Genomic DNA, 14,364 nt, shown 5'->3' with positions numbered 1-14,364 from the left:
TCCTTCAAGCGGTTTTAGCGACCGGACTCGTCACACCTACGCCGGCCGCACCCATCTCGTCGAGCACCTCGCCGATCGCAACAAGCGCAGCGCGCATTTCTTTCTCGCCAATGCGGCCGATACAGCCGATGCGGAACGAGTCCGCTACCGTGAGCTTGCCTGGGTAGATCACGTAGCCGCGCGCCTTGAGGCTTTCGTAGAACTGATTGAACACGAAGCGCGGGTCCTCGGGCATGTGGAACGTGACGATGATGGGGGCCTGCAAGGCATCGGGCAGCAGCGGCTTGAAGCCGAGCGCGCGCATGCCTTCGAGCAGGATCCGGCAGTTGTTGCGGTAGCGTGCGCCGCGTCCGGCCACGCCGCCTTCGGCTTCGAATTCCTCGAGCGCCTGGTGGAATGCCACGATCACATGCGTGGGCGGGGTGAAGCGGTACTGGCTCGTCTTCTCCATGTTGACCCACTGTTCGTGCAGGTCGAGCACGAGCGTGGTGGCGTTGCCCTGCGTCTGCTCGAGCGCCTTGCGCCGGCAGATCACGAAGCCGAGGCCCGGCACGCCTTCGATGCACTTGTTCGACGAGGCGGCGACCGCATCGATATGCATGGTCTGCACGTCGAGCGGCAACGCGCCGAATGCGCTCATCGAATCGACGAGAAAGCGCTTGCCATATTTGTGTGCGAGCGCACCGATCTGCGCGATGGGGTTCAGGATGCCCGAGGTGGTTTCGCAGTGAATCGTGAACACATGCGTGATCGACGGCGTGCCCGCGAGGATGGCCTCGACCTGCGCGAGATCGGGCGGAGTGTCTTCGGGCGTTTCATGAACCACGGTCTTGCGGCCGGCAATATCGAGGATGCGCTTTGCGCGCTTGCCGTAAGCGCCGTTGATCAGCACCAGCACCTCGCCGTTCGAGGGCACGAAGGTGGTGAGCATCGCTTCCACGGCGAACGTGCCGGAGCCCTGCATCGGCACCGTCACCCAGTCGTCGGCGCCGTTGGCGATGCTGGCGAGACGCGCGAGCACCGAGCGGTTGATCTCGATGAAGTTTGCGTCGCGCGAGCCCCAGTCGTGAACCATCGCCGCCTTGACGGTGCGCGAGGTCGTGAGCGGGCCGGGGGTGAGCAGCAGCGGATCGCCAGTTTCAGAAGTGGCGGGCGGGCAAGACGTGGAAGCTGTCATGAGGTGTCTCCGTGAAGTTTGGTTCTGACTTCGGTTCTGACACTGCGTCACTGCATTGTTAAAGCCACTTTAGGCCTCGCAACAAAAACAGTCAATACGCCATAAATTGCCACATACCCAGGAAATATACCGATGTGTCGGGGAGGGCGTGCGGCGCGCCGGCAATCGATGGCAGTGCAGGCAGCGAAGTCGATCGGGGGGAAGCAGAGACGGGCGGCCTGGGCCGCCCGGAGCGGGGATGCGCGAGGGCGCGTCAGCTTTGGCTGGTGGCGACGATCACGTTCCACTGGTTCTGCGCGAATACGCGCGACATATGCGCGGGCGGCGGCGCATCGACGATCAGCCCGGCGATGTGCGGCACAGGCGCGATCCGCACCGGCGTGCCGTGCTCGAACTTGCTGTGGTCCGCGAGCACGTAGACCTCTTTGCCGGCCTTCATCATGAGATGGCGCTGTTCGGCGGCGAGCCGCGAATAGTCGGTGAGTTCGCCTTCGGGCGAGATGCCGCCCACGCCCAGAAACACGAGATCGCAGCGGAAATGCGCGAGCGCAGCCATGGTCTCGACGCCGAACGCTGCCTCGTCGTTGGGCTCGATGTCGCCGCCGAGCATGATGACCTTCACACCCGGCGAGCGGCACAGTAGCAGCGCGATCGGCAGGCTGTTGGTGATCACGGTGAGGTCGCTATGGTTCGCGAGCGAGGCCGCGAGCCCGAGCGTGGTCGACCCCGAATCGATCAGCACGACCATGCCGTCGGTCACGAGGCGCGCCGCCGCCGCGCCGATGGCCGCCTTGCCAACGGCGTTCGCCGCTTCGCGCGTGGCGAGCGACGGCTCGTCTTGCGCGCGCTTCGCGGCGCCGCCGTGCACGAGGCTCAGGCGGCCCTGCTCGGCCAGCGCTTTGAGGTCGCGGCGGATGGTTTCGCGCGAGACCCCGAGCGTGGCCGACATGTCCGCGACGCTCACCGAGCCGCTCGCGTCGAGGCTTTGCAGGATGTAGTCGATGCGGCCCACGGCGAGCCGCCGGCTGAGCAGCGTGGCCGGCGTAACGGATGCAGCGGGCGGAGCGGCGTGGTTATCGGCCATGGTGGGGTTCCCGGATGAAACAGCTGAAGTCACAAAATACCACAAAATACCGTGTGACTCGATCCGGCGTGGTGTGCGGTACCCCGAAGGAGACGGCGCGATACGGTGAATTCCCGATGAGATGGATAGGGAACCCTTGTCGGAGCAGGCGGATGTGGCGTTCGGGCCGGGCAATTCCGTTAATCCCTGGATGTGACTTTGATGTTGTTTTTTGTTGTTTTGTGTTGCATTCTTTGGCCTGTCCGCTGTTGGTATGAATTGCCCGCCACGTCCTCTCTCTTTGCATCGAGGCTCATGCCCATGTCTACCTCTGTCCCCACGCACGCACGCGTCGTCATCGTCGGCGGCGGCATTGTCGGTTGCTCCGTCGCGTATCACCTCACCAAGCTCGGCTGGCGCGACGTCGTCCTGCTCGAGCAGGGCGCGCTCTCGTGCGGCACCACCTGGCACGCCGCAGGTCTCGTCGGCCAGTTGCGCTCGCAGCAGAGCATGACGAAGCTGATCCGCTATTCGACGGCGCTCTACGCCGAGCTGGGGGCCGAGACGGGGCTGGCCACGGGCTGGAAGCAGTGCGGCTCGCTCTCGGTGGCGCGCACCGGGGAGCGGATGACGCAACTCAAGCGCACAGCGGCCTCCGCGCGGGCCTACGGCGTGGTGTGCGACGTGATCGGCCCGCGCGAGGCCGGCGAGCTCTGGCCGGTGATGCGCACCGACGACCTGCTGGGCGCGGTCTGGCTGCCCGGCGACGGCAAGGCGAACCCCACCGACCTCACGCAGTCGCTCGCGCGCGGCGCCCGCCAGCGCGGCGCGCGCATTGTCGAGAACACGCGCATCACCGCGGTTCATACGGAAGCGACGCCCTCGGGCCGCGCGGCCACCGGCGTATCGTGGCGCAACAAGGACGGCGAGGAGGGCACGCTGCACGCGGAGATCGTCGTCAATTGCGCGGGGCAGTGGGCGAAGGCGGTCGGCCGCATGTGCGGCGTGACCGTGCCGCTGCATTCGGCGGAGCACTACTACATCGTGACCGAGCGCATCGCCGGTGTGCATCCCGATCTGCCGGTCATGCGCGATCCGGACGGCTTCATCTATTTCAAGGAAGAGGTGGGTGGCCTGGTGATGGGCGGCTTCGAGCCCAACGCGAAACCGTGGGGCATGAGCGGTATCCCCGAGAATTTCGAGTTCCAGCTACTGCCCGACGACTGGGATCAGTTCGAAATCCTGATGGAAAACGCGCTGCAGCGCGTGCCCGCGCTCGAAACCGCGCAGATCCGGCAGTTCTACAACGGGCCGGAATCGTTCACTCCCGACAACAATTTCATCGTGGGCGAGGCGCCCGAGTTGCGGCGCTTCTTCGTGGGCGCGGGCTTCAACTCGATGGGCATTGCCTCGGCGGGCGGAGCAGGCATGGCGCTGGCCGAGTGGATCGTCGCGGGTGAGCCGACCATGGATCTGTGGCCCGTGGACATTCGCCGCTTCGCGCGCTTCAACGGCAACGACACCTGGCTGCATGACCGCGTGAAGGAAACGCTGGGCCTGCACTATGCGATGCCCTGGCCGAACCGCGAGCTCGACACGGCGCGTCCGTTCCGCCGCTCGCCGATCTACGCGCAACTCGCGGCGGATGGCGCGTGCTTCGGCAGCAAGATGGGTTGGGAGCGCGCGAACTTCTTCGCGCCGAGCCCGCATGAAGCGCGCATCGACTACGCATTCGGTCAGCAAAACTGGCTGCCGTGGAGCGGCGCGGAGCACCGCGCGTGCCGCGAAGGCGTCGCGCTGTTCGACATGAGTTCGTTTGCGAAGCTGCTCGTGAAGGGGCGCGATGCGGAAGCGGTGCTGCAATCGATCGTCGCGAACGATGTGGCGGTACCGGTTGGCTACACCATTTACTCAGGGTTGCTAAATGAGCGCGGCACCTACGAGTCGGACCTCACGCTCACGCGTCTCGCCGACGATCAGTACCTCGTGGTGACCGGCTCGGCCCAGGCAACGCGCGATCTCGATTACCTGGAGAAAGCGATTCCCGCCGATCGCCACTGCGTGCTCGTGGACGTGACGAGCCAGTACGCGGTGCTCGCCGTCATGGGGCCGCATTCTCGCGCGCTGCTGCAAAGCGTGTCGAAGGCCGATTGGGGCGCCGAAGCGTTCCCGTTCGGTCAAAGCCGCGAGGCCGACATCGGTTATGCGACGGTGCGCGCGACTCGCCTCACCTATGTGGGCGAACTGGGCTGGGAGCTGTACGTGCCGGTCGAATTCGCGGTCGGCGTATACGAAACCCTGCATGCAGCGGGCAAGGCCTTCGGGCTCGTCAATGCCGGCTATTACGCGATCGATTCGCTGCGCATCGAAAAAGGCTATCGTGCGTGGGGCCGCGAGCTCTCGCCCGATTGCAATCCGTTCGAGGCTGGTCTCTCGTTCGCGTGCAAGCTCGACAAGGACATTGCGTTCCGGGGCCGCGAAGCGCTCTTGCGGTTGCGCCAGCAGCCCTTGCAGCGCCGCCTGGTCGTGCTCACCGCAGAAGGCGCGAGCGAGCAGATGCTGTGGGGCGGCGAGGCCATTCTGCGCGATGGCGAGGCGGTGGGCTCGGTCACCTCGGCGGCCTTCGGCCACACACTCGGCTGCCCGGTCGCGATGGGCTTCGTCTCGCGCGAGGATGGCGCGGTCGATGCGGCGTGGCTCGCTGACGGGCGCTATGCGATCGACGTGGCCGGGGAACGGGTTCCGGTCAACGTGCATCTGAGCGCCCCCTACGATCCGCGTGCATTGCGCGTGAAAAGCTGAGTCAGCACATGCCGCCGTTGGCGCGGATCGTCTGGCCATTGACCCAGCCGCCCTCGGGACCAGCGAGGAAAGCGATGACCTGCGCGATGTCGTCTGGCTGGCCAAGCCGTTCGAGCGGGTTCATCTTCGCCATGTGATCGATGAGTTCAGCGCTCTTGCCGTCGAGGAAAAGCTCGGTGGCGACAGGGCCGGGCGCGACCGCATTCACACTGATGCCGCGCCCCCGCATTTCCTGAGCCAGGACTTGGGTCAGGCCTTCGACAGCCGCCTTGGTGGCGATGTAGATCCCATAGGACGGCAAGCGAACGCCAATGACGCTGGACGAGAGATTAATGATTCTCCCGCCGTTGCGCAGGCGTTTTGCCGCTTCGCGGCAGACGTTGAAGGTGCCTTTGAGATTGATTGCGACGGTCTGATCGAAAGTCGTGTCGTCACACTCGGCAATTTGTGCGAGCTTCATGATGCCGGCACAGTTGACGACAACATCCACGCCGCCAAAGGCGCGCTCTGCCGCGTCGAACATGGCGATGACGGCCGCCGGATCGGCGACGTCGGCCTGAGCGACGATCGCTTCGCCGCCCGCGGCCTTGACCTTGTCGGCGACTGCCTGCGCCGGGCCGGCGCTGCCCGCATAGTTCACGACGACCTTGAACCCATCCGCTGCGAGACGAAGGGCGAGTGCCGCCCCGATACCGCGCGACGCCCCGGTGATGATGGCGACTTTCTTTTCCAGCGTCTTCATTGCTGCTCCTTATGTCTACTCATGCCGTGCATCCGGCGACAAGAAGCAATGTAGATCGGCTCGATAAATTAAAAAAATGAATTATGATTATTTGAACAATGACCAAATGTATGTCTCATGGCGTTCGACAGCAGACTCCTTGGTGGAATCGGCGTACTTTCGGCAGTCATCGAAGCTGGCAGCTTTGCGCGGGCGGGTGAGGCCATGGGCTTGACGCAGCCTGCGGTGAGCCGCGCCGTGGCCCGACTCGAAGAGCGCGTTGGCATCCGCATTTTCAACCGCACGGCGCGCGCAATTTCGCTAACCGATGAAGGGCGTCGCTTCTACGAAGCCGTGGCGCCGCACCTGGCCGGCATCGAGGAAGCCGCAGTCGACGCCGCGCAATCCAGGGCGCGCGTGAGGGGAAAGCTAAGGGTCAATGTGGATGGAACGTTTGGACATTACGCACTGGCCCCGAGATTGGCGGAGTTCCTCGAGCGTTTCCCCGATCTTTCCGTCGAGATCAGCGTTCGCGACCGAATGGGTGATCTCGTTGCCGACGGGTTCGACGTAGCGGTGCGTTTCGGCATTCCCGAGCCTTCCTCGTATCGCGCGCGACTGCTGCTGGAAACGCGCGTGCTCACCTGCGCATCGAAAGCGTATGTCGCTCGGTACGGTGAGCCCAGGCACCCCAACGATATCGCGACAGGACACCAGTGCGTGTTGATGCGCGATCCCAAGACCAGCCGCGCTTTCGAATGGGAATTCCATCGTGGCAACGAAGTGATTCCGCTCGCCGTCGCCGGCCGACTGATGGTCAATGATACCGGTTCGCTGCTTGGCGCCTGTCTCGGCGGCACGGGCATTGCGCAATTGCTGGAACTCTATGCGAAAGAGCTGATTGCCGACGGGAAAGTCATCCTTCTTTTACCCGAATGGGTGGACGAAACATTCCCGCTATATGCCTACTATCATGGCTCGAATTTCGTTTCAGCGAAGGTCCGTGTTTTTCTCGACTTCGTGCGCGAAATCGCCGCCTGAGGTGCTGCAATTCGATGCGAGCTCATTGTGCCGACTGGCGCCGCGTGACCTATTCTGAAGAGACACCAGACGTTCATTTCTTTTCTGGTTTTCGACAGGAGGTATGCCATGTCGATCTCGCCAACTTTGCAGGAGTGCCTGCGCAACAAGGGCTCCCGTTACGAAATCGTGCGTCACCCTTACAGCCATTCCAGCATGGAAACGGCTGCCGCGGCGCACATTCCCGGTGTCCGCCTCGCAAAAACCGTGCTGCTCGAAGACGAGCACGGTTATGTGGCCGCCGTGCTGCCCTCGACCCACGCCGTGCAATTCTCCGAGCTATGGAGCAAAACCGGACGCCGCCTCGCGCTCGCCACGGAGGTCGAGCTGCGCGAATTGTTCAAGGATTGCGATGCGGGCGCCTTGCCGCCGGTGTGCATGGCCTATGGCATGAAAACCTGGCTTGATTCGAGCCTCGCGGGGCAACCGGATGTCTACTTCGAAGCCGGCGACCACGAAGCGCTGATTCACATGGACGCCGATCAGTTTCTCGCGCTGATGGACGACGCCGAGCGCGCGCATTTTTCACGGCGCATGCGCGGCATGGGTGCGATGAGCAGCATGAGCGCACGGCACTGACCTAACTCCGCGGCGCAAGGCCGGGAGCGCGGCGCCAGATTTCGACGGCTGGCTGCCGCGGTGTGATAATGCCTTCGCCGGGGCTCCGGCGACCTCTTTGAACTTCCGCACCCTCACACCGAGCCGCGCGCGACGCGCGCGGCGCTCACCTTGCCACGCTCATGAACATCGATTCCGCCATCGTCGACGCGTTCGCGCCCACCGGCACGCTGCGCGCTTCCATCAATCTCGGCAATCCCATTCTCGCGGGGCGCGACCCGGCTTCGGGCGAAGCGTCTGGCGTGTCCGTCGATCTTGCGCGGGCGTTCGCGCAGCAACTCGGCGTGCCGCTCGAACTCGTCGTGCTCGACACGGCGGCGCAGTCGGTGGAAGCGGTGAGCGAGGCGCGCACCGACTTCGGTTTCTTCGCCGTCGATCCCAAACGCGGAGAGACCATCGCCTTCACCGCGCCCTATGTGCTGATCGAAGGGTTCTATCTGGTGCGCGACGACTCGCCGGTGCGCGTCAACGCGGACGTGGACCAGCCGCACAACCGCGTTGCGGTCGGCAAGGGCAGTGCATACGATCTTTTTCTCACGCGCGAGTTGAAGGCTGCGCAAATCGTGCGTGCGCCGTCGTCGCCCGCGGTCGTGCAAACGTTCCTCGACCAGAGGCTCGAAGTGGCGGCAGGCGTGAAGCAGCAACTCGAAGCGGATGCACGCAAGGCGCCGGGGCTGCGTTTGCTCGACGAGCGCTTCATGGTGATCCGCCAGGCGATGGGCGTAGCGAAGCAACGCGGGCCGCACGCGGCTGCGGTGCTTGGCGAATTCGTCGAGACGATGAAGGCGTCGGGCTTCGTGGCCGAAGCACTGGCACGCCATGGCATCGAGGGCGCTTCGGTTGCTCCGGCGGCATGAAAGACGGCTTGAACACGATGCCTCGCCGCGCACAACGCGGCAACTGTTAAAGAAAGTCAGCCAATCGTCAGCAATTGCAACCGGAGTAACAGTCCTCAAGAATCGACGATTTCTTGCCCAAGGCTCGCTAAAGTGGCCCTGCCTGCCGCACGGTGCGGTGAGCAAAAGATGAATGGCCGGGACGATTCGGCCAAGATCATCCAAGCTTGATTGATGCCTTTAGTGACTTTAGGGAGAAAACCATGAACACGATTCGCACGATGTTGCTCGGCGCCGCATTGACCGCTTTCGCTACCACGGCTGCTTTTGCGCAAACCAACCAGGCGGGCGCGCAGGGTTCGGCCGGCGTGGGCGCGAATGTCCAGACGCCGGTTCTGGGCGCAGGTGCGCAGGCAGGCGCCGGTGCGAACGCCGCTGGCACGGGCGCGGGTGCCGGCGGTCTCGTCGGCGGCGCGGTGAATGGCGCTGGCAAGGCGGTGGGCAGCGCTGGCGAAGCTGCTGGCAACGTCGCCAACGGCGCGGCGAATACCGCGGGCGCGACGGCTGATACCGCCGAGGAGACCGCGAAGTCGGCGACTCATTCGACGAAGCAGCACGCGAAGCACGTCGCTAAAAAGACGAAGCATCAAGCGAAGGAGGCCACGTCGAGCGCCGAAGACGCCGTAGGCGGCGCGAAGGCGAAGGCTGGCGAAACGCTCGACGGCGCGGCTGCGGCGCAAGGCGGCGCATCGGTTGGCGTGAAGGGCTCGGGCCAGGGCTCGTCGATGTAAATCGCCGCAAGTCTGCCGGCGCGGCGCTCGATTCGCACGAGCCGCCGTGCCGGCATGTGTCGGGCGAGGTGCGGTGCTACGGAAGCGGCTTGATCACGGTGTAACTTTTCAGATGGCCTGGACGAACTAGAAGCGAGCACGCCACGTTTCGGAGGTCCATCGTGTACGCCCGTCTTGTTGCCGGTTTCGCCTTGCTTGTTGCAGTGCCTGTCGCCGCGTCGGCCCGGCCTGTCGTAGTCGAACTGTTCACCTCGCAAGGATGTTCTTCGTGCCCGCCTGCCGATGCCTACCTGTCCGATCTTTCGAGCGGCCGCCAGGACGTGCTTCCTTTGGCGTTTCACGTGACCTGGTGGGACGGCCTCGGCTGGAAAGATCCGTATTCGCTGGAAGCGGCCACGCGACGACAGGCCGCCTACAGTTCGCATTTCGGCAGCAGTTCCTACACGCCGGAAATGGTCGTGGACGGTCGCAAGAGCTTCGTCGGCTGGGACCGTCACGCCGGAGAGAAAGCCATCCTCGCGGCTCAAACGAGTGACGCCGACCCGGTGTCCGTCAAGGGCATGCGCTCGGGCAACACGCTGTCGATTACGCTGGGAGCCGGAAACGGACAAGGCCAGATCCTTCTCATCGGCTACGACCGCGAGCATGTCACAGCGGTTGGACGCGGCGAGAACACCGGCCGCGCGCTCAAGGAGTCGAACATCGTTCGCTCCATCGAGCCCATCGGCGAGTGGAACGGCGCTTCGATGACGCTCAGTCATCGCGTGCCTTCTGGCGATCTGGCGGCGGTGCTGGTTCAGGCGCCGGACGGCAGTATTCTGGGCGCAACCAGAGTCGACTACGGCGCGCATTGAGACGGCTTTGGCGCGCGGCCCGAATAGCGCACGACATCGCGTAAAATCGGCTTCGTTCTCATTCCCGCATCGACACTCATGCCCGCGGAAAAGCCGCTCAAGAAGGAAGAAGGCGTTGCCGTCATTGACCGTGCGTGCGCCATCCTGTTCGCGTTTCGCCCCGACGACGGCGCGCTCACGCTCGCCGAACTCGCGGCGCGCACGGGCCTTTACAAGAGCACGCTGCTGCGCCTGGCGGGCGCGCTGATCCAGCACCGGCTGTTGCTGCGTCTCGACGATGGCCGCTATCAACTCGGGCCGGCCACCTTCACGCTCGGCGCGCTTTATCAGCGCAGTTTGAATCTGGGGGATATCCTCGTGCCGCTGATGCGCGAACTCATGGACGCGAGCGGAGAGAGCGTTTCGTTCTACGTGCGTGAGAATGCGGTGCGCGTGTGCCTTCATCGCGTCGATTCGAAACACGTCGTGCGCCATCACGTGCGCGAAGGCGACGTGCTGCCGCTGGAGACGGGTTCGGGCGGGCGCGCATTGCTCGCGTTCAGCGGCGAGCCGGGCGAGATTTTCGAGCAGACGCGGCGGGACTTCTACTGCATGTCGATTGGCGAGCGCGAGCGCGAAACCGCCGGCGTGTCGATGCCGGTATTCGGCGTGCAAGGCGCATTGCGCGGCGTGCTCACGTTAGCGGGGCCGAGCTCGCGCATCGACCGTGCGTTCATCGAAGCCCATCTCGACGCGCTGTTCGACTGCGCCGCGCGTGCCACCGACGCGCTGGGCGGCGACTCGCGCGCGTTGCGCGCCGCACAGCGCGCCCGCGCCGCGAATATGGGCGCCTGAGCCCGGCGTATGTTTTAGCGGCTGTTTTCAGGCGCCGCCGGTTTCGAGGTGGCGCTCGCCCGGTCCCGCATACGCATAAGGAATCTGCCGTGGCATGGGCCCTTTGTTGCGCTCGCCGCGTGCGCGCTGCTCCCACGCATGCGCGAGAATGCCCACCGCACGCGACAGGCAGAACACGCCGCGCGCGAGTTCGGGCGCGAAGCCCAGCTCCGCGTAGATCACGGCGGTCACGCCGTCGATGTTCATCGGCACCGGCTTGTCCTTGCGCATTTTCAGCAGGGCTTCGATCCCGCGCGCGATTTGCGCGTAGCGTCCGCCAATGTCGCCCGCCAGCACGCGCGCATCCACGAGCTCGAGCAGCCGTCCCGCACGCGGATCGACAGGATGGAAGCGATGCCCGAAGCCCGGCAAGTATTTTCCGTGTGCGGCGACGAACGCATCCACGCCTGCTTCGACCGCTTCTTCGAGCCCATTGCCCGCATCGATGCGCGCGGCAATCGCCTCGTAAAGCTCGACCGCCTGCTGGCCCGCGCCGCCGTGCACGTCGTCGAGTGCGTTGAGCGCCGAAGCCATCGCGCCATTGAGCGGCAGCCCGCAACTCGTCGCCATGCGCGAGATCGCGATCGACGGCGCGTGCGGACCATGATCCACCGAAGCCACCAGCGCCGCTTCGAGCAGCGACGCGTGTGCTTCATCGGGCAACTCGCCGCGCAGCATCAGCCAGATCATCTGCGGGAAGCTCACGCGGCCGATGAGCTCCTGGATCGGGTAGCCGCGCACGGCAATCGAGCCCGGATGAATGTCGATGATCGAGGTGCGCCAGTAGTCGGCGCATAGCGCAGCGGCGTCGGGGTGCTCTGCCCGGAGCGATGCCGGTTGGCCCGTCGCGTCGTTTGTCGTGGACATGTTCAGATGACTCCTTGCGCGAGCAGCGCGTCGATGCGCGCGGCGTCGTAGCCGAGCTGAGCGAGCGTTTCGCGCGTGTGTGCGCCCAGCGTGGGCGCGGGCGCGGTGGGCGCGGCGTCGCCGTCCGAGAGGCGCAGGCCCGCGCGGGTTACGCGTTGCGCAGCCTCGCCTTGGGCTGGAGCGAATTCGCGTACGAAACGCCGCTCGGCCAGATGCGGATGCGCGAGAATCTGCGGCACCGAGAGCACGCGGCCCACCGGCACGCCGCGCGCGAGCAGACGCGTTTCCCAGCTCTCGGCGCTGTCGCCCGCAAGCGCGGCCTCGATCTCGGCTTTCAATTCGGCGCGGTAGTGTTTGCGTGCATGGCGTGCCGCGAAGCGTTCGTCGCGCGCCAGCTCGGGACGCCCGATCGTCTCGCACAGGCTCTCGAACTGGCGCGTCTCGTTCGCGGCAATGTTCAGCAGCCCGTCACCCGTCTTGAACGTGCCCGAGGGCGCGGCGGTGAAGTTCTCGTTGCCCATCGGCGTGGGCTCGACGCCTGCGTTCAGGTAGTTCGACACCACCCAGCCCATCGTCGCGAGCGTGGCTTCGAGCATCGAAACGTCGAGACGCCGGCCGCGCCCGCTCGTGCGCGCATCGACTAGCGCCGCGCAAATGCCGAACGCCGCCGTCAATCCGCCTACCGTGTCCGAGACCGGATAACCGACGCGCAGCGGCGCGCTCGTCGAATCGCCCGTCACGCTCATCACGCCCGCCATGCCCTGGATGATCTGATCGTAAGCCGGGCGGGGCGAAAGCTCGCCGCTATCGCCGAAGCCGGAAATCGCGCAATACACGAGGCGCGCATTTGCTTCGGATAGCCGATCGTATCCGAGCCCCAGACGATCCATCACGCCGGGGCGGAAGTTCTCGACCAGCACGTCGGCGTCTTTCACGAGTGCGAGCAGGATCTCCTTGCCGCGCGGGTCCTTCAGGTTCAGCGTAATCGAACGCTTGCCCGCGTTCACCGCCACGAACGAGGCGCCCATATTGCGCGCGGCGGCATCCTTGTCGGCGCCCAGGCGCCGCGCGAGGTCGCCGCCTTCGGGATGCTCGACCTTGATGACGTCGGCGCCCAGCAGCGCAAGTTGATAGGCGCAGAATGGACCCGCGAGTACGTTGGACAGATCGAGAACGCGCACTCCGGCCAAAGGCAGCATAGTCACAGTGATTCCAGCCTCTTGATCAATGAGAAATATCGTCGAGCGCGCGATTGTTGGTGCGCGGGCCGAACAAACCGATTGCCGCCATAACCACCGCCATCGCGCCCGTGATGAGCGCGAACACGCCGGGAACGCCGAAGTGGCGCAGCGCGAACGCAATCATGAAGCCCGAGAACATCGCCGAAAGCCGCGACATCGAGTAGACGAAGCCCACCGCCGTCGCCCGCATGCGGGTAGGAAACAGCTCGACCTGGTAGGCGTGATAGCCGACCGAGAGCAGCGTGCCGCCCAACGTGATGAGGACGCCGAACAGCATCAGCATGGCGGGCGCGGTCTGCATGGCGAACAGCGCGCCGCACACGGCGATGGCGAGCGCCGAGAGCACCACGAGCGACTTGCGCTCGATGCGGTCGGCGAAGGTCATGCCGATAAGCGGGCCGAACGGATTCGAAGCGGCGATCACGAATGCGTAAAGCAGGCTGTGCGTGACCGTAATGCCCTTGGCGACGAGCAGCGTGGGCACCCACGAGGCGAAGCCATAGAAGCCGATCGCCTGGAACAGGTTGAAGAGGAGCATCGTGAGCGTGCGGCGGCGATACGGCGGCTGCCAGATTTCGGCGAAGCGCGCCTTGCTTTGCGGCGCGCTGGCGCTTGCGCGAGCGTAGTCGGGCGCGGGCAGCGGGCGGCCGTATTGTGCCTCGACCTTGGCTTCGAGCTTCGCGAGCACGCGCGCGGCCTCTTCGGTGCGGCCGCGCTGCGCGAGCCAGCGCATGCTCTCCGGCACGCGGCGGCGGATCGCCCAGGCGATGAGCGCACCGCACGCGCCGAGCAGCACCACCCAGCGCCAGCCGTCGATGCCGAGCGGCGCGCGCGGCACGAACCACCACGCGAGCAGCGCCACCGACGGCACCGCCGTGTACTGCACGAAATGGACGAAGGCGAACGCGCGGCCGCGCATGTGCATCGGCACGAGCTCGCTCACATACGTATCGATGGTGACCAGCTCGACGCCCACGCCGATGCCGGCGATCAGACGCCAAACGTTGATGGCCGGCGCGGTGGTCTGCAACGCCATGATGAAGGTCGCGGCCGAGTACCAGAGCAGCGACGCCGTGAACATCGTCCGGCGGCCATAGCGGTCGGCGAGCCGGGTGAAGCAGAACGTGCCGATGAACAAGCCCGCGAACGAGGCGGCCACGAAGGCGCCGAGCCCCGAGAAGCCGAAGAACGACGCGGTGGTGGTCGAGTAGAGGCCGCTCTTCACGAGACCGGGGCCCACGTAGGCGGTGAAGAACAGATCGTAGAACTCGAACCAGCCGCCCAGCGAGAGCATCAGCACGAGCGTCCAGATCGCGCGCGTGGCGGGCAGGCGGTCGATGCGCGCGTTGATTTGCGCGGCGCTGGCTGCAAGGGCGTGAACTGGGGGCGATTCGTGGATGACGTCGAGCGGCAGGCTGGACATGATGGGGCGCCTCCTGGG

The 14,364-nt window shown here is 65.2% G+C and carries 13 protein-coding genes; 7 read left to right on the top strand and 6 right to left on the bottom strand.

Annotated elements, in window-relative coordinates:
* Positions 1 to 4: 4 nt before the first annotated feature.
* Both P5W98_RS33240 and P5W98_RS33235 read right to left on the bottom strand, forming a co-directional pair.
* Positions 5 to 1,177: a 2-aminoethylphosphonate--pyruvate transaminase gene (locus P5W98_RS33240; RefSeq protein WP_421028656.1), complete on the bottom strand. Its 1,173-nt coding sequence runs from the start codon at positions 1,175 to 1,177 to the stop codon at positions 5 to 7.
* 253 nt (positions 1,178 to 1,430) lie between these two features.
* Entirely contained in the window at positions 1,431 to 2,261 is an 831-nt protein-coding gene (locus tag P5W98_RS33235; RefSeq protein ID WP_421028655.1) for a DeoR/GlpR family DNA-binding transcription regulator, read from the bottom strand.
* A gap of 300 nt (positions 2,262 to 2,561) precedes the next feature.
* Between P5W98_RS33235 and P5W98_RS33230 the strand changes: the two genes are divergently transcribed.
* Positions 2,562 to 5,042 carry a GcvT family protein gene (locus P5W98_RS33230; protein ID WP_421028654.1) on the top strand — a complete coding sequence of 827 codons (2,481 nt, stop codon included), beginning with the start codon at positions 2,562 to 2,564 and terminating at the stop codon, positions 5,040 to 5,042.
* A gap of 1 nt (position 5,043) precedes the next feature.
* On the opposite strand, the gene P5W98_RS33225 is transcribed toward P5W98_RS33230, so the two are convergent.
* Positions 5,044 to 5,784: an SDR family oxidoreductase gene (locus P5W98_RS33225; protein ID WP_421028653.1), complete on the bottom strand. Its 741-nt coding sequence runs from the start codon at positions 5,782 to 5,784 to the stop codon at positions 5,044 to 5,046.
* 117 nt (positions 5,785 to 5,901) lie between these two features.
* On the opposite strand from P5W98_RS33225, the gene P5W98_RS33220 reads away from it, so the two are divergent.
* The 6 genes from P5W98_RS33220 (at position 5,902) to P5W98_RS33195 (ending at position 10,776) form a co-directional block, all read left to right on the top strand.
* On the top strand, positions 5,902 to 6,804 hold the full coding sequence (locus tag P5W98_RS33220) for a LysR family transcriptional regulator (RefSeq protein ID WP_421028652.1): 903 nt from the start codon (positions 5,902 to 5,904) through the stop codon (positions 6,802 to 6,804).
* A gap of 108 nt (positions 6,805 to 6,912) precedes the next feature.
* The gene (locus P5W98_RS33215) at positions 6,913 to 7,422 is read left to right on the top strand and encodes an aminoacyl-tRNA deacylase (RefSeq protein WP_421028651.1); all 510 of its coding nucleotides are present in this window, start codon (positions 6,913 to 6,915) and stop codon (positions 7,420 to 7,422) included.
* Between the two features lie 161 nt (positions 7,423 to 7,583).
* Positions 7,584 to 8,318, top strand: coding sequence for an ABC transporter substrate-binding protein (locus P5W98_RS33210; RefSeq protein ID WP_421028650.1), 735 nt, complete (start codon positions 7,584 to 7,586; stop codon positions 8,316 to 8,318).
* Positions 8,319 to 8,560: 242 nt separating this feature from the next.
* A complete protein-coding gene (locus P5W98_RS33205; protein ID WP_421028649.1) occupies positions 8,561 to 9,088 on the top strand; it encodes a hypothetical protein in 528 nt (175 codons plus the stop codon).
* Positions 9,089 to 9,249: 161 nt separating this feature from the next.
* A complete protein-coding gene (locus tag P5W98_RS33200) occupies positions 9,250 to 9,942 on the top strand; it encodes a DUF1223 domain-containing protein (protein ID WP_421028648.1) in 693 nt (230 codons plus the stop codon).
* Positions 9,943 to 10,020: 78 nt separating this feature from the next.
* Complete coding sequence (locus P5W98_RS33195; RefSeq protein WP_421028647.1) at positions 10,021 to 10,776, top strand: IclR family transcriptional regulator; 756 nt, start codon at positions 10,021 to 10,023, stop codon at positions 10,774 to 10,776.
* Between the two features lie 27 nt (positions 10,777 to 10,803).
* Here the strand turns inward: P5W98_RS33195 and P5W98_RS33190 are convergent, their stop codons facing one another.
* From P5W98_RS33190 to P5W98_RS33180, 3 genes are read right to left on the bottom strand one after another with little or no spacing between them, the layout of a single operon-like run.
* Positions 10,804 to 11,682, bottom strand: coding sequence for a citryl-CoA lyase (locus tag P5W98_RS33190; protein WP_421028646.1), 879 nt, complete (start codon positions 11,680 to 11,682; stop codon positions 10,804 to 10,806).
* Between the two features lie 2 nt (positions 11,683 to 11,684).
* Positions 11,685 to 12,881: a CaiB/BaiF CoA transferase family protein gene (locus P5W98_RS33185; protein WP_421028797.1), complete on the bottom strand. Its 1,197-nt coding sequence runs from the start codon at positions 12,879 to 12,881 to the stop codon at positions 11,685 to 11,687.
* A gap of 25 nt (positions 12,882 to 12,906) precedes the next feature.
* Positions 12,907 to 14,346 carry an MFS transporter gene (locus tag P5W98_RS33180; protein WP_421028645.1) on the bottom strand — a complete coding sequence of 480 codons (1,440 nt, stop codon included), beginning with the start codon at positions 14,344 to 14,346 and terminating at the stop codon, positions 12,907 to 12,909.
* Positions 14,347 to 14,364 lie beyond the last annotated feature (18 nt).

This window comes from Paraburkholderia sp. A1BS-2L (assembly GCF_051125205.1).
Taxonomy (GTDB): Bacteria; Pseudomonadota; Gammaproteobacteria; order Burkholderiales; family Burkholderiaceae; genus Paraburkholderia.
Note: the sequence above shows the minus strand (reverse complement) of the source record. Positions and strands in the feature narration are given on the sequence as shown.